Genomic DNA, 17,631 nt, shown 5'->3' with positions numbered 1-17,631 from the left:
GCTGGGCCTGGATTGGGCGCACAGGAACAAGGATTTCAGCGGCGCCTTAGCATCCTGTGGGAGCGAATTCATTCGCGAGACGGCCTTACATCCAGCCGACCTCTGTCACCTGAAACATTTTTCGCGAATAAATTCGCGCCTACAGGAATTCGAATCCGCTTAGAGTCTTGTTTATCCGCGCTCAGCAGGCACCGAGGACAATTCGAACGGACTGCTGCTGCGGCGCTGGTTGCGGTCTTCGCGAGGGGTGGCGCCGAAGAAATTGCGGTAGGCGCTGGAGAAGTGCGGGCCGGAGGAGAAACCGCAGGAGAGGCCGATCTGGATGATCGATTTGCTGGTCTGCATCAGCATCTGCCGCGCCTTGTTCAGACGCAGCTCAAGGTAATACTGACTGGGCACGCGATTGAGGTACTGCTTGAAAATCCGCTCCAGCTGTCGTCGCGACACGCAGACGTGCTGGGCGATTTCATCGGTGGTCAGCGGCTCTTCGATGTTGGCTTCCATCAACAACACGGCCTGGGTCAGCTTCGGATGGCTGGACCCCAGACGGTTCTGCAGCGGAATGCGCTGACGCTCGCCACCTTCGCGAATGCGCTCGACCACCAGTTCTTCAGACACCGCGCCGGCCAGTTCTGCGCCATGATCCCGCGCCAGCACCGCCAGCAGCAGGTCCAGCACCGACATGCCACCGCAGGCTGTCAGGCGATCACGGTCCCAGTCGAACAGGTGGCTGGTGGCGATGACCTTGGGGAAACGCTCGGCGAAATCATCCTGCCAGCGCCAGTGCACCGCTGCCCGATAACCGTCCAGCAGGCCCAACTGCGCCAGCGGATACACACCCGCCGACAGACCGCCGATCACACAGCCCGCACGCACCAGTTGCTTCAGCGCTCCGGCCAGCGCTGACGCCATGGGCGCTGGCGGTTCATCGGCGAGCAGGAACACTTTCTGACACCCTTCGAGTCGACCGCCCCACGGCTCACCCGGCAATTGCCAGTTGGCACCGTCAACCGCGGTGGCCGGTTCGGCCTGCATGAACGTCAGTTCGTAAACCACGTCGGGATGAACGCGCTGAGCAACACGCAGGGCTTCCTCCGCCAGTGCCAGCGTCAGGGCTTTGGTACCGGGCCAGATAAGAAATCCAATTCGATGGGCAGTCATGGCGTGCAATCCGAAACGTGTCGCTGTTATGGGCCGCACGGCAAACATGCGGTAAATCTCTGGCGCTCAGTTCGTGGCAGCGGTTTGGGTGAAGCGCAGCATGAACTGTTCTGACACAAAACGCACCGTTCGAGACGGTGCCGATCACTACTTCAAACTGCCGGACAGAAACTGCTGCAGCCGCTCCGACTTCGGATTGACCAGCACTTCGCGCGGGTCACCGCTCTCTTCGACCAGGCCCTTGTGCAGGAAGATCAACTGGTTCGACACCCCACGGGCAAAGCCCATTTCGTGCGTGACCACGACCATGGTGCGGCCTTCCTGCGCCAGCGCCTGCATGACTTTCAGTACGTCACCGACCAACTCCGGGTCCAGCGCCGAGGTCGGTTCGTCGAACAGCATGACTTCAGGCTCCATCGCCAGCGCCCGCGCGATAGCAACCCGTTGCTGCTCGCCACCGGACATGTGCCCTGGATACGCCTCTTTGCGATGGGCGACGCCCACTTTGTTCAAGTAATGCTCGGCCTTTTCCAGCGCTTCTTTCTTCGACACGCCGAGCACATGGATCGGGGCCTCGATGATGTTTTCCAGGGCCGTCATGTGCGACCACAGGTTGAAATGCTGAAACACCATCGACAGACGCGAACGCATGCGCTGCAGCTGTTTCGGATCGGCGGCCTTCAGTCCGCCGTCCTTGTTGGCGACCAGTTTCAGCTCTTCGTTGTTGAGCAGAATGCGGCCGGACTTGGGCTGCTCCAGCAAATTGATGCAGCGCAGGAAAGTACTTTTGCCCGAGCCGCTGGAGCCGATGATGCTGATCACATCGCCCGCCTTCGCGGTGAGCGAAACGCCTTTGAGCACTTCGTGACTGCCGTAGCACTTGTGCAGGTCCTGGACTTCCAGTTTGTTCATGATGTCGGTTCTCACAAGTAATCAGTCACTGAGCAGGCGGCCGGTGCGCAGCGGAGTACGACCCGCCACTTTGGCCATCCAGTAGCCCGGTTGGGCATAACGCAGTTTTTCGATGGCGAACAACACGCCTGCCGTCCCCGCGCACACGGTGGTCGCGCGGTCGGTCAAGGGATCGATAACTTCGAACAGAGGCTCGCCAGGCTCGACCCATGCCCCGGCCGGGCGCAAGAATGTCAGGACGCCCGCGTGCGGCGCATAGATCATTTCGGTGCCTTCGAACGGCATGCCTTCGCAGGCTTCGAACGCCGGCTGCGGCCATTCACCGCTGATCAGGCCGTGCTCGGCGAGGAACGCCAGGATGCCTTCCGCATAAGCCTCGGCGTCGGCCTTGCCGGTGTTGTTCTGGCCGCCCAGTTCCAGGGTGGTGGACATGCAGGCCAGCGGAATCTGTGCTTCCTTAAACTGCTTGGCCAGCCGCAGCCACGGCAACGAGCAGGCTTCATCGAACGAGCTGCCGCCGGAGTCTTCAGCCAGCAGACCGACACTCACGCCGAGGTGCGCCGACAGCGACCGCCACTGTGGCCAGTGCTGCGGCAAGGCGTACATGTGCAGCGAGGCATCGGTGTCGCAGTGCAGATCCAGCACGATGTCGGCCGTGCAGGCATGGCTCAGCAACACGCGCTGCATGCCGGCCAGTTCGCTGCCTGCAGGCGGCAACTGTTCCAGCACATCGACCATGGCCTGACGGATCAGCTTCACGTTCGCGTGCGCATCGTCGCCCAGCTTGCCCGCCAGCTGCTCGGCGACCGGTTCACTCAACTCCGTGAAGTCGCGGTTGAAGTTCTTGCCGCTGCCGTATTCGAAACGCCCCTGGTGATTGCCTTGCAGCAACTGACCCAGCCCGATCGGGTTGGCGACGGGCACCAGCTCGATGACACCATTGAGCAGGCCCTGCTCTTCCAGCTGTGTGAGACGCTTTTTCAGCTCCCACGCCGTGCGCATGCCTGGCAATTCGTCGGCGTGCAGGCTGGCCTGAATGTAAGCCTTGCGCCCGCCCTCGCCGAAGCGAAAGACACTCAACGTGCGTTCGGTGCCCAGGGTGCTCCAGGGCAGGCGGTGATCGATGCGTTGCATATCAGTGCTTCCTCGGTGCGAGGTAACTGAGCCAGCGGCGCTCGGCCAGCTTGAACAGCTTCACCAGAATGAAAGTCAGGCACAGGTAGAACACACCAGCGGTGATGTAGGCCTCGAAGGGCAGATAGAACTGCGCATTGACGGTGCGCGCCGCGCCGGTGATGTCGATCAGCGTCACGATGGAGGCCAGACTCGTGGTCTGCAGCATCATGATCACTTCGTTGCTGTATTGCGGCAGCGCCCGGCGCAGGGCCGACGGCAGCAGAATGCGGCGGTACATCTTGGCCTTTGACATGCCCATCGCCCGAGCGGCTTCGATCTCGCCCGGCGGTGTGGACTTGAGGCTGCCGGCGATGATCTCGGCGGTGTAGGCGCTGGTGTTGATGGCGAACGCCAGGCACGCACAGAACGTCGCGCTCGACAGCCACGGCCAGAGGAAGCTCTCGCGCACGGCTTCGAATTGCGCCAGACCGTAGTAGATCAGGAACAACTGCACCAGCATCGGCGTGCCACGAATCACGTAGGTGTAGCTCCAGGCCAGCAGGTTGACCCACGCCACCTTGGACACGCGCATCAAGCCCAGCGGCAAGGCCGCCAACAGGCCGAAGAACAGCGACAGCGCGAGCAGTTTGAGGGTGATCAACAGACCGCCGAAGTACAGCGGCAGGTTTTCCCAGACGACGTTGTAATCGAAGATCATAGGTCTGCCACCCTTACGCCGGCCGAGTAGCGTTTTTCGATGTAGCGCAGTACCAGCAGCGAGACACTGGTGATCACCAGGTACATGGCCGCGACTGCGAGGAAGAAAGTGAAAGGTTCGCGGGTGGCATCCGCCGCCTGCTTGGCCTTGAACATCATGTCTTGCAGACCGACCACGGAAATCAGCGCGGTGGCCTTGGTCAGCACCAACCAGTTGTTGGTGAATCCCGGAATCGCCAGACGAATCATCTGCGGCACCATGATGCGGAAGAACACCCGAGAGCTGCTCATGCCGTAGGCCATGCCGGCTTCGGCCTGCCCTTTAGGTATCGCCATGAAAGCGCCACGGAAGGTTTCCGACAGGTACGCTCCGAAAATGAAACCCAGCGTGCCAATACCGGCCATCAGCGGGTTCAGATCGATGTAATCGTCGTGACCCAACAAGGGCGCGACGCGGTTGAGCAGGTCCTGACCGCCGTAGAAAATCAGCAGGATCAGCACCAGGTCGGGAATGCCACGAATGACCGTGGAGTAAAGATCGCCCAGCCAGGCCAGCCAGCGCACCGGCGACAAACGCAGCGACACGCCGATCAGACCCAACACGATCGCCAGCGCCATGGAGCACAGAGCGAGTTGCAGGGTCAGCCATGCACCGTCGAGGATGACGGCTCCGTAGCCTTTCAACATGTTGTGTGGCCCTCGAGCGCGGGATAGAAAAATGGCGCAATCAGAAGGATCGAATACCCACTGCTTGCGCCATCAGGTGCTGGCTTCGACTTACTGGCCGTAAATGTCGAAGTTGAAGTACTTGTCTTGAATGGCTTTGTATTTGCCGTTGGCGCGGATGGCCGCGATGGCTGCGTTGATCTTGTCCAGATCAGCCTTGTCGCCTTTACGCACTGCGATGCCTACGCCGTCGCCGAAGTAGTTGACGTCGGTGAACGCCGGGCCGACAAACGCGTAACCCTTGCCCGAATCAGTGTTCAGGAAACCGTCCTGCAGCAGGGTGGCGTCAGCCACGGTACCGTCGAGACGACCGGCGCCGATGTCCAGGTAGATCTCGTTCTGCGAGCTGTACGGCTTGATTTCAGCGCCCAGTGGAGCCAGGACTTCCTTGGCGAAACGCTCGTGGATCGAACCACGCTGCACACCGATGTTCTTGCCCTTGAGTTCGGTCAGGCCGTCGCTGACGACGGTGCCTTGCTTCATGACCAGACGGGCCGGGGTGTTGTAGTACTTGTTGGTGAAGTCGACGGACTTCTTGCGGTCTTCGGTGATGGACATCGAGGACAGGATGGCGTCGATCTTGCGCACTTTCAGCGCAGGGATCAGGCCGTCGAACTCTTGCTCGACCCAGACGCACTTGACCTTCATCTCTTCGCACAGGGCGTTGCCGATGTCGTAGTCGAAGCCGACGATGCTGCCATCGGGCGCTTTCGAGGCGAATGGAGGGTACGCCGCTTCGATGCCGATTTTCAGTGGCTTTTCATCGGCGAACACAGGCTGTGCCAATACGGACAGCGCCAGCGCGCCCAGCAGCATGAGCTTTTTCATTCTTGGAACTCCATCGGTATAACGCGACAAATGGCAGTGAGCGAAACGCTCAATGTGCAGAAGGAATAACTGAAATTGCGACGCGAGGTGCCATCGAGTCTCAGGGCTCGACAAGCCTTCGGCGAGTGATCGGCATTTTAGCGACAGGTTGAAAGTCGATATTTCTTCAATGCGACAACTAGTTACAGAAGCACTGGAAATGCCGATCAGCCTGATTGACAGCCTTAAGCGTTTATGCAAGAGGCTTTTATGGCAAACCTATCAACGAAGCAAATAACGCGCCCATTATTGGCAAAGCCTTCTAATCCGGCAAGTCTGGCGTAGATGCACGCTCGTTTGAGGCGATGAAGTGCATGGGTTTCGGGGTGAAATGCCCCACCCAGGTGCGCAAGGTGACAGCCTGAGGAAGACGGTAACAAATCGATATATATCCCGGTTTCGAATTCGCCCGCTATTCCTGTAGGGGCTGCTGGAGGCTACGACAGTGGCGACTGCGACCTGCCTGACACTCCGCGTTCGCCACTGTCGTAACCTCCAGCAGCGCCCACAATTTCTCGGAGGCTCCACCCGATGTGAGCAGATCTGGAGGCGTACACACAAAAACGCCCCGCCCGGCTTTCACCGAACGGGGCGTTTTCAACCGCTGAGCGTCAGGCGACGTTCATGGTCTTGTGGGTTTCGACCAGGTGCGCAACCACACCCGGGTCGGCCAGCGTGGAGATGTCGCCCAGTGCGTCGTACTCGCCCGTCGCAATCTTGCGCAGGATGCGGCGCATGATCTTGCCGGAACGGGTCTTCGGCAGGCCCGGGGCCCACTGAATCACGTCAGGTGAGGCAATCGGGCCGATTTCCTTACGCACCCAGTTACGCAGTTCGATGCGCAGCGCTTCATCCGGGACTTCACCACCGTTGAGGGTGACGTAGACATAAATGCCCTGCCCTTTCAGATCATGGGGCACACCGACCACGGCCGCTTCGGCGACTTTCGGATGCGCCACCATCGCGCTCTCGATTTCCGCGGTGCCCATGCGGTGGCCGGACACGTTGAGCACGTCGTCCACACGACCGGTGATCCAGTAGTAGCCGTCTTCGTCGCGACGCGCACCGTCACCGGTGAAGTACATGCCACGGAAGGTCTTGAAGTAGGTGTCGACGAAACGGTCGTGGTCGCCGTACAGCGTGCGCGACTGGCCCGGCCAGGAATCGAGAATCACCAGATTGCCTTCAGCCGCACCCTCGATCAGGTTGCCCAGGTTATCCACAAGCGCCGGAATCACACCGAAGAACGGACGGGTCGCCGAGCCTGGCTTGAGCGCAGTTGCGCCTGGCAGCGGGCTGATCAGGATGCCGCCGGTTTCGGTCTGCCACCAGGTGTCGACGATCGGGCAGTTTTTCTTGCCAACGGTGTTGTAGTACCAGTTCCAGGCTTCCGGATTGATCGGCTCGCCCACCGAACCCAACAGACGCAGGCTCGAACCGTCAGCGCCTTCAACGGCCTTGGTGCCTTCGGCCATCATGGCGCGAATCGCGGTTGGCGCGGTGTAGAGGATGTTGACCTTGTGCTTGTCGATGACTTTCGACATGCGGGTGATGTCCGGGTAATTCGGAATGCCTTCAAACAGCAGCGTGGTCGCGCCGTTGGCCAGCGGGCCGTAGACGATGTAGCTGTGGCCGGTGACCCAGCCTACGTCGGCGGTGCACCAGTAGACTTCACCCGGCTTGTAGTCGAACACGCGTTCGTGGGTCAGCGCGGCGTACAGCAGATAGCCTGCGGTGGTGTGCAGCACGCCTTTCGGTTTGCCGGTAGACCCCGAGGTGTAAAGGATGAACAGGGATTCTTCGGCGCCCATTTCTTTCGGTGCGCAAGTGGCCGATGCCACTTCCAGCAGCGTGTGGTACCAGATGTCGCGATGACGGTTCCACTCGATGTCGCCACCGGTGCGCTTGCACACGATGACTTTCTGGACACTGCTGGTTTCCGGGTTGGTCAGTGCACGGTCGACGTTGGACTTGAGCGCAGTGCGCTTGCCGCCACGCAGACCTTCGTCAGCGGTGATCACCACTTTCGATTTGCAGTCGATGATGCGACCGGCCAGGGCCTCAGGGGAGAAGCCGCCGAACACGACCGAGTGAATCGCACCGATGCGGGCACACGCCAGCATGGCGACCACGGCTTCGGGGATCATCGGCATATAGATAGTGACGACGTCGCCACGGTGTACATCCTGACCGCGCAAGGCGTTGGCGAACTTGCACACCTCTTCATGCAGTTCGCGGTAGGTGATGTTGCGGCTTTCGGAAGGGTCGTCACCTTCCCAGATGATTGCGACCTGATCGCCTCGTTCGGCCAGATGGCGGTCCAGGCAATTGTAGGAAACGTTCAGGGTGCCATCGGCGAACCACTTGATGTCGACGCGGTGATCGTCGAAGGAGGTCTGTTTGACGGTGGTGAAAGGCTTGATCCAATCCAGGCGCTTGGCCTGCTCACGCCAGAAGCCATCGGGGTTGACCACCGACTGCTGGTACATGGCCTTGTAGGTCGCCTCGTCAGTCAGCGTGTTTGCTGCCACTTCAGGGCGAACGGGGTACAGGGAAGCCGCACTCATCTTTCTTACCTCGGTGGAAATGTTGTTTTTGTATGGACCCGTTGTATCCGCCGATGGCCGCGAAAGCCATTCGACGATGGTCTTACCGGACCTCAGCATAACGCCGAAAAGCGCTCAAGTGCCCCGTTTGTGGCAAATCTTCATGTATGAACTACGACCAAAGCACTATAAAACTGAAGGCTGGCAAGCCCCTTCCCGCGATTGTTGCGTATTTGCTCAATAGTCTTTATCAGAATGGTTTCTATATGAATCCAGAACAGGCGCATAGAATTCATCTCGCCAACACGGCAAATGATTGACAACTAACAGCCCCCCACACCGGCCTGTCAATCAACAAACCTTCAAGTAATTAACTGGCTTCACTCAGAGCCCCACAAGGGTTCTGTGCACCCTGCCGAATGGAATTCCTGTTTGGCCGCGTTGATGAAGCAACCAAGAGGAAACATGTAATGAAAGCTGCACTGGTTGTAATGGCTCTTTGTGGTTTAAGCACCATGGCTATGGCGGAAGAATCAAACGCCAAAGTCGCCGTTCAACAGCAACGCGTCGAGCAATACACCTACTCGACGCATCTGGACATTGCCAAAGTCATCTCCGTGGACGAAGTGCCCAACGTCTGCAGCGTCGTGCCACAGCACATGACGTACGAAGATTCCCAAGGCAAGCGCCATGTACTGGAATACCAGGTCATGGGCAACGGGTGCAGCAACGGATAATTAAAACGTTTTTATATGAACGCCCTGACGATTGTCATCGCCGGGGCGTACTTATATTAAATAACTCCGCTCCGCACGGACTTAACTTTTATCCACGCCATACTGCTTTAACTTGTTGGCGATCGTGGTATGAGAAACGCCCAGTCGTTTACCCAACAATCGACTGCTCGGATGCGCCGCATAGAGTTGTTCAAGTACGGCTCTCTCGAAGCGGCCAATAATATCTTCCAGCCCGCCCTCCAGCGAAAAGTCCCCGAGCGGTTGTGGCGCGCCATAATCCGGCAGACGAATGTGCTCGGGCTTCACCACCCCGCCCTCGCACAACGAGACCGCCTGAAACAGCACGTTTTCCAGCTGCCGCACATTACCGGGCCAATGGTACTGACCGAGGCGGGTCATCGCGGCCGGGGCGATCTTCGGCAGCAAGCATCCGATCTGCCGACTCGCCTGATCGAGGAAGTGCTGCACCAGAGGCTCCAGACCGTCGAGGCATTCACGCAGGGGCGGGATGTGCAATGACAGCACATTAAGCCGGTGATAAAGGTCCTGGCGAAACTCGCCGCGCGCGCACAACTCCGAAAGATCCACCTGAGTCGCGCAGATCACCCGCACGTCCAGGTACACCTCTTCATCGCTGCCAACCCGGCGAAAGCAGCCCTCTTGCAGATAACGCAACAGTTTCGCCTGCAAGCGCGCGCTCATTTCCGCGACACCGTCCAGGAACAGTGTTCCACCCGCCGTGAGTTCCAGCAGGCCGAGTTTGCCCTCGGCCCGCGCGCCCTCGAAGGCACCCGGCCCGTAACCGAACAGCTCGGTTTCTGCCATCGACTCGGACAGGCCCGCGCAATTGAGCGCCATCATGGGCGACTGCCCGCGCGGGCTGGCCAGATGACAGGCACGCGCCAGCAACTCTTTGCCTGTCCCGGTTTCGCCCTCTATTAACAGGGGGGCGTCCAGCGGCGCCATGCGGCGTGCCTCGCGCACCACCGCCGCCATGACTTTCGAGCTCTGGAAGATGCTGTCGAAACCCCGCAACTCCTGCTTGCGCACGTTATAGATGTGCTCACCCACGCGGTCCGCGCGATGCAGGGTGAGCACCGCGCCGGCCATGGCCTCGCTGTCTTCGTGCTCGGATTGCAATGGTGCGATGTCGGCAAGGAAAACGTCGCCCTTCACCTTCACCCGCAGGCCATTGATGCGCGAACGGTTGGCGCGCACCAATTGGGGCAGATCGAAATCTTCGGCGTAGCGGGAAAGCGGAATACCGGGCACTTCATCCACACGCACACCGAGCAGTTGTGCTGCCGCGCGATTCGCCGCGACGATCGAGCCGCTCATGTCGATGGACAGCACCGGAAATTCCAACGCGCCGAGCAGCGCGTTCAGCTCCATATGCCGGCGCTCGCTTGGCATCAGTCCCACACGCTTCACGCCAAATACACCCGGAATGATTTCGAACTTCGGCACCAAGGCCTGGAACTGAAGATTGACCAGATTCGGGCAGCGCAGATAAATCGCATCGCCGTGTTCACCGCCGACTTCGCCGCCAGACACGTTGACGCCATAGGAAACCAGCAATTCGAGAATATCGCGCAGTATTCCGACACGATTTTGGCAGTGCACTTTGATGCGCATGGGCAATCGACTCTTTTAAGCAGGGAAGCTTTTTGTCATGAGGCGAAGTTTATCGTCAAGAATACGTTACAGCGCAAGCCGCTTGGCGGATGAGAGATTGCAGATTTGGGGCTTAATTCACACAGCTGTCAGGATTTCTTTACGAAATGGATGCTTTTCCTGAGGCCCTTACGGCGTTATCACTGCTGCAAACGGCATGAAAAACGTTATCTATAGCGGTAGGCACCCCGCCTCGCTCCAGATAACAACAAGCCATTCAGGAGAGCAGCATGAGCACGCAGTACGTCGCCCGTGAACCGGATGCCGTCGGGTTTATCGACTACCCCGACGCCGAACATGCGGTGTGGAATACGCTGATCACCCGCCAATTGAAGGTGATCGAAGGCCGCGCCTGTCAGGAATACCTCGACGGCATCGAGCAATTGAACCTGCCTCACGACCGAATTCCTCAACTGGGCGAAATCAATCGGGTGCTGGACAGCACCACCGGCTGGCAAGTCGCCCGCGTGCCCGCGCTGATTCCCTTCCAGACCTTCTTCGAACTGCTGGCCAGCAAGCGATTTCCCGTGGCCACGTTCATTCGCACCGAAGAAGAACTGGATTACCTGCAAGAACCCGACATCTTTCATGAAGTCTTCGGACACTGCCCGCTGCTGACCAACCCCTGGTTTGCGGAATTTACCCACACGTACGGCAAGCTCGGGCTGGCAGCCAGCAAAGAGCAACGCGTGTACCTTGCCCGCCTTTACTGGATGACCATCGAATTCGGGTTGGTTGAGACCGCCCAAGGGCGCAAGATATACGGCGGAGGAATTCTTTCCTCGCCGAAGGAGACCGTGTACAGCTTGTCCGAGACGCCTGAACATCAGGCCTTCGACCCGATCGAAGCCATGCGCACGCCGTACCGTATCGACATCCTGCAGCCGCTCTATTTTGTGCTGCCGGAGCTCAAGCGTCTGTTCGACCTCGCCCACGAAGACATCATGGGCATGGTCCAGACTGCCACGCAGCTGGGGCTGCATGCCCCTCGCTTCCCCCCTAAAACAAAAGCCGCCTGAACAGGACACCCTTTATGACCTCCCTCAACCAAGCCCACTGCGAAGCCTGCCGCGCCGATGCGCCTCAAGTCAGCGAAGCCGAGCTGCCAGAGCTGCTCCGCCAGATTCCCGACTGGAACATCGAAGTCCGTGACGGCGTGATGCAGCTGGAGAAAGTCTTTCTGTTCAAGAATTTCAAATTTGCGCTGGCGTTTACCAACGCGGTCGGCGAAATTGCCGAAGCCGAAGGTCATCACCCCGGTCTTCTGACCGAGTGGGGCAAAGTGACCGTGACCTGGTGGAGCCATTCCATCAAAGGGCTGCACCGCAACGACTTCATCATGGCCGCCCGCACCGACGAGGGGGCCAAAGGCGCCGAGGGCCGTAAGTAAATGCATTTTTCACAGATTCAGCGTGTACCGGATGATCCGATCCTGGGCTTGATCCAAGCCTATGCCAACGACCCGAACCCGAACAAGTTCGACCTGGGCGTGGGCGTGTACAAGGACGCGCAAGGCCTGACCACCATTCCGCGCGCGGTCAAGCTGGCCGAACAGCGTCTGGTGGATTCGCAACCGACCAAGACCTACATCGGTGGCCACGGCGAACCGCGATTCGGCACGTTGATCTGTGAACTGGTGATGGGCGCCGATTCGCCGCTGATCAAAGACAAGCGCGTCGGCGCCACTCAGACGCCGGGCGGCACCGGCGCACTGCGCCTGTCGGCCGACTTCATCGCCAACTGCCTTCCGGGCAAGGGCATCTGGCTTAGCGACCCGACCTGGCCGATTCATGAAACGATCTACGCCGCGGCCGGTTTGAAGGTCAATCACTACCCGTACGTGGGCAGCGACAACAAGCTCAATGTTCCGGCCATGCTGGAAACACTGGACACCGTTCCGGAAGGCGACGTCGTGCTGCTGCACGCGTGCTGCCACAACCCGACCGGTTTCGACCTCGGGCACGATGACTGGCGCGAAGTGTTGAAGATCGTCAAGCGCCGCAACTTGCTGCCGCTGATCGATTTCGCCTACCAGGGTTTCGGTGATGGCTTGCAGGAAGACGCCTGGGCGGTCCGCTTGTTCGCCGCCGAACTGCCGGAACTGCTGATCACCAGCTCCTGCTCCAAGAACTTCGGCCTGTACCGCGAACGCACCGGCGCTCTGCTGGTGTGTGCCGACAGCACCGACAAATTGATGGATGTGCGCAGCCAACTGTCGGCCACCGCGCGCAACCTGTGGTCCAACCCACCGGATCACGGCGCCGCCGTCGTCGCCGAGATTCTGGGAGATCCGGAATTGAAAGCGCTGTGGGCCGATGAAGTCGAAGAAATGCGCAGTCGTATTGCGCAGCTTCGCCAAGGCCTGGTTGAAGCCCTGACCCCATTGGGCCTGGGCGAACGCTTCGCCCACATCGGCGTACAACGCGGCATGTTCTCCTACACCGGCATGAGCGACGACCAGGTCGCCCGCCTGCGCAAAGAACACAGCGTCTACATGGTCGCTGCTGGCCGTGCGAACGTTGCAGGGATTGACGCTACGCGGCTGGATGCATTGGCGGCGGCGTTTGCGGCGGTGTGCAAGGACTGACCTTCGACTCCTACAGGAACACCACTGATCTGCGCTTCAACGTGGTTCCTGTAGGAGACGTCCGAGGTTACGAGGGTATGGGCCGCAGTTCGGACGAATGCGGTGGGACATTCAGCGCAAATGCCGCTGACCCACTGCAATCGTTGGAGCACTGTCGGGGCAAGCACGCTCCCACAGGACTTTGGTTGTAGCAACCAATCGCCACTACATGACCAACGGCCAGCATTAAAAATCTGTTTGTCATCTCGTGTGCTGTATCCTCCCTGAGCGTTTTTTGGACGCGCTGTTCAAACCAGCAGCAACAAAACTTGTGAGGAGCGACGCTATGCATGAAATCCCAAACTTCCCCTTCCCAAGCCAAAACCAGCAAAGCGCAGCAGCCCGCCAGGAACTCGGTCAGCCGATCGAGATGAAAACCAGCGGGAAAAGTGGTGACAGCAAGAAAGCCCCAAGCCAACGCTAAAGGCTGATTTCAGCCCCTATGCAAGAGCGTCTTTCAGGCGTACTTCCATAAGGGCTGATTGCTTTGAGATGACTCGATGACCGAATTCACTGAAACACAGGCACAAGCCTTGATCGGCACTGCCGAGAAGATGATTGAAATCTGGGCACGTCTGAGCCCGGAAAAACAGAACGCGTTGCTGGCCCGCTTCGGCACTCAGGAAAACGCGCTCGCTGCTCTGGTCACGACGCAACTCGTGGCACCCGCCGCCGAATAATCATAAAAGCCGGTATCGGCAACCCCGCGTTCAGTTCAACCTTCTGCTGCCGTGAACGAAGCCTTCAGCTGCCACAACACAGCGAGCCTCGTTATCATGTGTGGCATCGCTTGGCTTTCAAGCGTCTACGCTTCAATCTGTTTCTGCCCTCGTTGTACCTCCCCTGTCGTAATCGTGGATTGATGCCCATGCCAGACGCTTCAAGCGCCGCTACACCCCGTCCTATCGCCGTCACGCTTCAGGTCGTTTCCATTGTTCTGTTCACGTTCATCGGTTACCTGAACATCGGCATTCCCCTAGCGGTGCTGCCAGGTTACGTCCACACGGACCTCGGGTTCGGTGCCGTGGCTGCCGGTCTCGTGATCAGCGTTCAGTACCTGGCGACGTTGCTCAGTCGCCCGTATGCCGGGCGCATCATCGACACCAAGGGGCCGAAGAAAGCCGTGATCATCGGCCTGTTCGGGTGCGGGCTGAGCGGCGTGTTCATGCTGCTGGCCGGATGGCTCGATGCCTGGCCGATGGCGAGCCTGATCAGCCTGTTCATCGGTCGTCTGGTGCTGGGTAGCGCCGAGAGCCTGGTGGGTTCGGGTTCGATCGGTTGGGGAATTGGCCGAGTGGGCGCCGCGAACACCGCCAAGGTGATTTCCTGGAACGGCATCGCCAGCTACGGCGCATTGGCCATCGGCGCGCCACTGGGCGTCTTGCTGGTGAATGCCATGGGGCTGTGGAGCATGGGCGTGAGCATCATGCTGCTGGCGGCGCTGGGGATTTCGCTGGCGTGGAAAAAGACGCCCGCGCCCATCGTGCACGGCGAACGCATGCCGTTCCTGCACGTGCTCGGTCTGGTGCTCCCGCACGGGACGGGCCTGGCACTGGGGTCCATCGGCTTCGGCACCATCGCGACCTTCATCACCCTGTATTACGCGAGCCACACGTGGCCGAATGCAGTGCTGTGCCTGAGCCTGTTCGGCGCCTGCTTCATCGGCGCGAGACTGCTGTTCGGCAACATGATCAACCGCATTGGCGGTTTCCGCGTGGCGATTGCCTGCCTGTCGGTCGAGGCGTTGGGCTTGCTGCTGTTGTGGCTGGCGCCCAATCCCAATCTGGCGCTGGCAGGCGCCGCGCTGACCGGTTTCGGCTTCTCGCTGGTGTTCCCGGCGCTGGGTGTCGAGGCCGTGAATCTGGTGCCCGCGGCCAGTCGAGGTGCGGCGGTGGGCGCGTATTCGCTGTTCATCGACTTGTCGCTGGGGATTACCGGTCCGGTGGCGGGCGCTGTGGCCGCAGGCTTCGGCTTCTCCTCGATCTTTCTGTTCGCGGCACTGGCCTCGCTCGGCGGGCTGGGGCTGAGCATCTACCTGTACAAACAGGGGAAAGTGATGCGGGACAAAGCGGCGCCAGTCTGACGGATACAGGGCTGCCACATCTTCTGCTATGACAGCCCTGTCGCGACCTCAAAAATCCACTTTCCCCCGCCCCGCCTTGATCGATCCGCGCTTGGATTTGGACTCCAGCCTGCGCGTCTTTGACCCCAGCGTCGGCTTGGTTGGCCGGCGCTTTTTCTCGACCTTCGCCGCGCTGACGATCAATTCGCTCAGCCGCTCCAACGCGTCCGCGCGATTCTGTTCCTGGGTGCGGTATTGCTGGGCCTTGATGATGATCACGCCGTCACTGGTGATTCGACTGTCGCTCAGTGCCAGCAGCCGCCCCTTGTAAAACGGCGGCAAGGACGACGCATTGATGTCGAACCGCAGGTGCACCGCACTGGACACCTTGTTGACGTTCTGACCGCCCGCGCCTTGCGCACGAATGGCCGTCAGCTCGACCTCGTTGTCCGGGAGATGCACGTTGTTGGAGATGATCAGCATGGGACGTGCCTGAACCTGTGAGGGCGAACATCAAACCTGTGGGAGCGAACTTGCTCGCGAATGCGTCCAGTCAAATGATATTGATGGCCTGACCTTACGCCTTCGCGAGCAAGCTCGCTCCCACAAGCGTTGCCGTTTGATGAGAAATCGCGGCGCGCCATGCGCCGCCTGTCCCTATTTAATGATCGATGTCCGCTGCGCCATCGACTCGCCGTCAGCGTGGCGCTTGTTCTTGATCACGTAGAACACCCACATGACCACCAGCCACACCGGAATCGCGTAAACCGACACCTGAATGCCCGGAATCATCAGCATGATGCCCAGGATCAGCACCACAAACGCCAGGCACAGGTAGTTGCCAAACGGATACCAAAGCGCCTTGAACAGCGGCTGCCGGTCCTTACGGGTCATGTACTGGCGGAATTTCAGGTGCGAGTAGCTGATCATCGCCCAGTTGATCACCAGCGTCGCAACCACCAGTGACATCAACAGTTCCAGCGCATTCTGCGGGATCAGGTAGTTGAGCAACACCGCGATCAACGTCACCGCCGCCGACACCAGAATCGCCCGGACCGGCACCCCACGACCATCGACCCGCGCCAGCGATTGCGGCGCATCGCCCTGCTCGGCCATGCCAAACAGCATCCGCGCGTTGCAATAGGTGCCGCTGTTGTACACCGACAACGCGGCCGTCAGCACCACAAAGTTGAGAATGTGTGCAGCTGTCGTGCTGCCGAGCATCGAGAACACATGCACGAACGGGCTGCCGCTGTAGGCATCGCCCGATGCGTTCAGATCAACCAGCAACGCATCCCATGGGGTCAACGACAGCAGGACCACCAAAGAACCGATGTAAAAAATAAGGATGCGGTAGATCACCTGATTGATCGCTTTGGGAATGATGGTTCGCGGTTGATCGGCTTCGGCCGCGGTGAACCCCAGCATTTCCAGACCGCCGAACGAAAACATGATGAAGGCCAGGGCCATCACCAGACCGCTCACACCATTGGGGAAGAACCCACCGTGGTCCCACAGGTTACTGACGGAGGCCTGCGGACCGCCGCTGCCACTGACCAGCATGTAACTGCCCAGCGCGATCATCCCCAAAATGGCCACGACCTTGATGATCGCGAACCAGAACTCCGCCTCGCCGAAGACTTTGACGTTGGCCAGGTTGATGACGTTGATCATCAGGAAGAACACAGCCGCCGACGCCCAGGCCGGGATTTCCGGCCACCAGTACTGAATGTATTTTCCGACCGCGGTCAGCTCGGACATGCCGACCAGGATGTACAGCACCCAGCAGTTCCAGCCGGACAGAAAGCCGGCGAAACCACCCCAATACTTGTGAGCAAAATGGCTGAACGACCCGGCAACCGGCTCCTCGACGATCATTTCGCCCAGCTGGCGCATGATCATGAAGGCGATGAAGCCGCACAGGGCATAGCCAAGAATCATCGACGGACCCGCCGATTTCAGAACGCCCGCCGACCCCAGGAACAATCCTGTGCCGATGGCGCCACCCAGGGCGATCAGCTGGATGTGACGGTTTTTAAGACCACGCTTCAAGTCACCCGAATGGGACATGTGTTCACTCATGGGATAGTCACCTTCTTGTTCTTGTCTGTGACGGAATCGAACCCGACGCGCTCATGACGCGGCGGAATGAAAGACGGAGTGGGTAAACCCCGAGTCTGGGTGGCGTTCATACGCCGATGATTCACAGAAAAAACGCGGCGCATTGTACACCGGCAAACTTGCGGCTGGCCGAGAAAAGCTGTGCGATCGGTCAAAGGTCTGCCCCGGCAAATACGAGGGTTTTGGCTAAACGTCAGACTATTTAGCGTTTGAATGACACGGAAAATTTGGGAAAACCGACACAATTCCGTCGTAAATAAAATTCAGCAGAAACGCTTCAGCTCTGGCGTTGTTTTTCCAGCAAGTTTTTGTTTTTTAGGCAAATTGCCAGCATTTCGCGTCTGAAATTTCTTTTGCAACAGTCGG

The 17,631-nt window shown here is 59.3% G+C and carries 17 protein-coding genes; 7 read left to right on the top strand and 10 right to left on the bottom strand.

Annotation, left to right across the window (positions count from 1 at the left end; genetic code table 11):
* Positions 1–171 precede the first annotated feature (171 nt).
* The 7 genes from ABDX87_RS21190 to acs form a co-directional block, all read right to left on the bottom strand.
* The gene (locus ABDX87_RS21190) at positions 172–1,161 is read right to left on the bottom strand and encodes a GlxA family transcriptional regulator (RefSeq protein WP_346829631.1); all 990 of its coding nucleotides are present in this window, start codon (positions 1,159–1,161) and stop codon (positions 172–174) included.
* Positions 1,162–1,308: 147 nt separating this feature from the next.
* Positions 1,309–2,073, bottom strand: coding sequence for an ABC transporter ATP-binding protein (locus tag ABDX87_RS21185; protein ID WP_346829630.1), 765 nt, complete (start codon positions 2,071–2,073; stop codon positions 1,309–1,311).
* Positions 2,074–2,094: 21 nt separating this feature from the next.
* Positions 2,095–3,207, bottom strand: a complete 1,113-nt coding sequence (locus tag ABDX87_RS21180) for a succinylglutamate desuccinylase/aspartoacylase family protein (protein ID WP_346829629.1) — start codon at positions 3,205–3,207, stop codon at positions 2,095–2,097.
* Between the two features lies 1 nt (position 3,208).
* Positions 3,209–3,907, bottom strand: a complete 699-nt coding sequence (locus ABDX87_RS21175; protein WP_081569138.1) for an ABC transporter permease — start codon at positions 3,905–3,907, stop codon at positions 3,209–3,211.
* Complete coding sequence (locus ABDX87_RS21170; protein WP_346829628.1) at positions 3,904–4,593, bottom strand: ABC transporter permease; 690 nt, start codon at positions 4,591–4,593, stop codon at positions 3,904–3,906. The genes ABDX87_RS21175 and ABDX87_RS21170 overlap by 4 nt, the downstream gene beginning before the upstream one ends.
* Positions 4,594–4,683: 90 nt before the next feature.
* Positions 4,684–5,460 (bottom strand): ABC transporter substrate-binding protein, encoded by a 777-nt coding sequence (locus ABDX87_RS21165; protein WP_074757301.1) that lies wholly within the window; start codon positions 5,458–5,460, stop codon positions 4,684–4,686.
* Between the two features lie 650 nt (positions 5,461–6,110).
* Complete coding sequence (acs, locus tag ABDX87_RS21160; RefSeq protein ID WP_346829627.1) at positions 6,111–8,066, bottom strand: acetate--CoA ligase; 1,956 nt, start codon at positions 8,064–8,066, stop codon at positions 6,111–6,113.
* Between the two features lie 449 nt (positions 8,067–8,515).
* Here acs and ABDX87_RS21155 point away from each other — a divergent pair, with 449 nt between their 5' ends.
* Positions 8,516–8,782: a DUF2790 domain-containing protein gene (locus tag ABDX87_RS21155; protein WP_346829626.1), complete on the top strand. Its 267-nt coding sequence runs from the start codon at positions 8,516–8,518 to the stop codon at positions 8,780–8,782.
* An 81-nt stretch (positions 8,783–8,863) separates the two neighbouring features.
* Here ABDX87_RS21155 and ABDX87_RS21150 read toward each other — a convergent pair whose 3' ends face one another.
* On the bottom strand, positions 8,864–10,417 hold the full coding sequence (locus tag ABDX87_RS21150; RefSeq protein WP_346829625.1) for a sigma-54-dependent transcriptional regulator: 1,554 nt from the start codon (positions 10,415–10,417) through the stop codon (positions 8,864–8,866).
* Positions 10,418–10,686: 269 nt separating this feature from the next.
* On the opposite strand from ABDX87_RS21150, the gene phhA reads away from it, so the two are divergent.
* The 6 genes from phhA to ABDX87_RS21120 all read left to right on the top strand — a co-directional run bounded on the left by phhA (position 10,687) and on the right by ABDX87_RS21120 (position 15,165).
* Positions 10,687–11,475 carry a phenylalanine 4-monooxygenase gene (gene phhA / locus ABDX87_RS21145; RefSeq protein WP_346829624.1) on the top strand — a complete coding sequence of 263 codons (789 nt, stop codon included), beginning with the start codon at positions 10,687–10,689 and terminating at the stop codon, positions 11,473–11,475.
* A 14-nt stretch (positions 11,476–11,489) separates the two neighbouring features.
* Positions 11,490–11,846 carry a 4a-hydroxytetrahydrobiopterin dehydratase gene (locus ABDX87_RS21140; protein ID WP_346829623.1) on the top strand — a complete coding sequence of 119 codons (357 nt, stop codon included), beginning with the start codon at positions 11,490–11,492 and terminating at the stop codon, positions 11,844–11,846.
* The gene (locus ABDX87_RS21135) at positions 11,847–13,043 is read left to right on the top strand and encodes an amino acid aminotransferase (protein ID WP_346829622.1); all 1,197 of its coding nucleotides are present in this window, start codon (positions 11,847–11,849) and stop codon (positions 13,041–13,043) included. It abuts the gene before it with no gap.
* Positions 13,044–13,368: 325 nt separating this feature from the next.
* On the top strand, positions 13,369–13,506 hold the full coding sequence (locus ABDX87_RS21130; RefSeq protein WP_346829621.1) for a hypothetical protein: 138 nt from the start codon (positions 13,369–13,371) through the stop codon (positions 13,504–13,506).
* A gap of 76 nt (positions 13,507–13,582) precedes the next feature.
* Positions 13,583–13,762, top strand: coding sequence for a hypothetical protein (locus ABDX87_RS21125; RefSeq protein ID WP_062389309.1), 180 nt, complete (start codon positions 13,583–13,585; stop codon positions 13,760–13,762).
* A 188-nt stretch (positions 13,763–13,950) separates the two neighbouring features.
* Positions 13,951–15,165 (top strand): MFS transporter, encoded by a 1,215-nt coding sequence (locus ABDX87_RS21120; RefSeq protein WP_346829620.1) that lies wholly within the window; start codon positions 13,951–13,953, stop codon positions 15,163–15,165.
* 48 nt (positions 15,166–15,213) lie between these two features.
* Here the strand turns inward: ABDX87_RS21120 and arfB are convergent, their stop codons facing one another.
* The gene (gene arfB / locus ABDX87_RS21115) at positions 15,214–15,627 is read right to left on the bottom strand and encodes an alternative ribosome rescue aminoacyl-tRNA hydrolase ArfB (protein ID WP_346829619.1); all 414 of its coding nucleotides are present in this window, start codon (positions 15,625–15,627) and stop codon (positions 15,214–15,216) included.
* A gap of 174 nt (positions 15,628–15,801) precedes the next feature.
* The gene (locus ABDX87_RS21110; RefSeq protein WP_346829618.1) at positions 15,802–17,226 is read right to left on the bottom strand and encodes an amino acid permease; all 1,425 of its coding nucleotides are present in this window, start codon (positions 17,224–17,226) and stop codon (positions 15,802–15,804) included.
* Positions 17,227–17,631: the final 405 nt, after the last annotated feature.

This window comes from Pseudomonas abietaniphila (assembly GCF_039697315.1).
Classification (GTDB): domain Bacteria; phylum Pseudomonadota; class Gammaproteobacteria; order Pseudomonadales; family Pseudomonadaceae; genus Aquipseudomonas; species Aquipseudomonas abietaniphila_B.
Note: the sequence above shows the minus strand (reverse complement) of the source record. Positions and strands in the feature narration are given on the sequence as shown.

Coding starts and splice junctions, on each gene's coding strand:
- ABDX87_RS21190 (WP_346829631.1), bottom strand. CDS start 1,161: ATGACTGCCCATCGAATTGGATTTCTTATCTGGCCCGGTACCAAAGCC.
- ABDX87_RS21185 (WP_346829630.1), bottom strand. CDS start 2,073: ATGAACAAACTGGAAGTCCAGGACCTGCACAAGTGCTACGGCAGTCAC.
- ABDX87_RS21180 (WP_346829629.1), bottom strand. CDS start 3,207: ATGCAACGCATCGATCACCGCCTGCCCTGGAGCACCCTGGGCACCGAA.
- ABDX87_RS21175 (WP_081569138.1), bottom strand. CDS start 3,907: ATGATCTTCGATTACAACGTCGTCTGGGAAAACCTGCCGCTGTACTTC.
- ABDX87_RS21170 (WP_346829628.1), bottom strand. CDS start 4,593: ATGTTGAAAGGCTACGGAGCCGTCATCCTCGACGGTGCATGGCTGACC.
- ABDX87_RS21165 (WP_074757301.1), bottom strand. CDS start 5,460: ATGAAAAAGCTCATGCTGCTGGGCGCGCTGGCGCTGTCCGTATTGGCA.
- acs (WP_346829627.1), bottom strand. CDS start 8,066: ATGAGTGCGGCTTCCCTGTACCCCGTTCGCCCTGAAGTGGCAGCAAAC.
- ABDX87_RS21155 (WP_346829626.1), top strand. CDS start 8,516: ATGAAAGCTGCACTGGTTGTAATGGCTCTTTGTGGTTTAAGCACCATG.
- ABDX87_RS21150 (WP_346829625.1), bottom strand. CDS start 10,417: ATGCGCATCAAAGTGCACTGCCAAAATCGTGTCGGAATACTGCGCGAT.
- phhA (WP_346829624.1), top strand. CDS start 10,687: ATGAGCACGCAGTACGTCGCCCGTGAACCGGATGCCGTCGGGTTTATC.
- ABDX87_RS21140 (WP_346829623.1), top strand. CDS start 11,490: ATGACCTCCCTCAACCAAGCCCACTGCGAAGCCTGCCGCGCCGATGCG.
- ABDX87_RS21135 (WP_346829622.1), top strand. CDS start 11,847: ATGCATTTTTCACAGATTCAGCGTGTACCGGATGATCCGATCCTGGGC.
- ABDX87_RS21130 (WP_346829621.1), top strand. CDS start 13,369: ATGCATGAAATCCCAAACTTCCCCTTCCCAAGCCAAAACCAGCAAAGC.
- ABDX87_RS21125 (WP_062389309.1), top strand. CDS start 13,583: ATGACCGAATTCACTGAAACACAGGCACAAGCCTTGATCGGCACTGCC.
- ABDX87_RS21120 (WP_346829620.1), top strand. CDS start 13,951: ATGCCAGACGCTTCAAGCGCCGCTACACCCCGTCCTATCGCCGTCACG.
- arfB (WP_346829619.1), bottom strand. CDS start 15,627: ATGCTGATCATCTCCAACAACGTGCATCTCCCGGACAACGAGGTCGAG.
- ABDX87_RS21110 (WP_346829618.1), bottom strand. CDS start 17,226: ATGAGTGAACACATGTCCCATTCGGGTGACTTGAAGCGTGGTCTTAAA.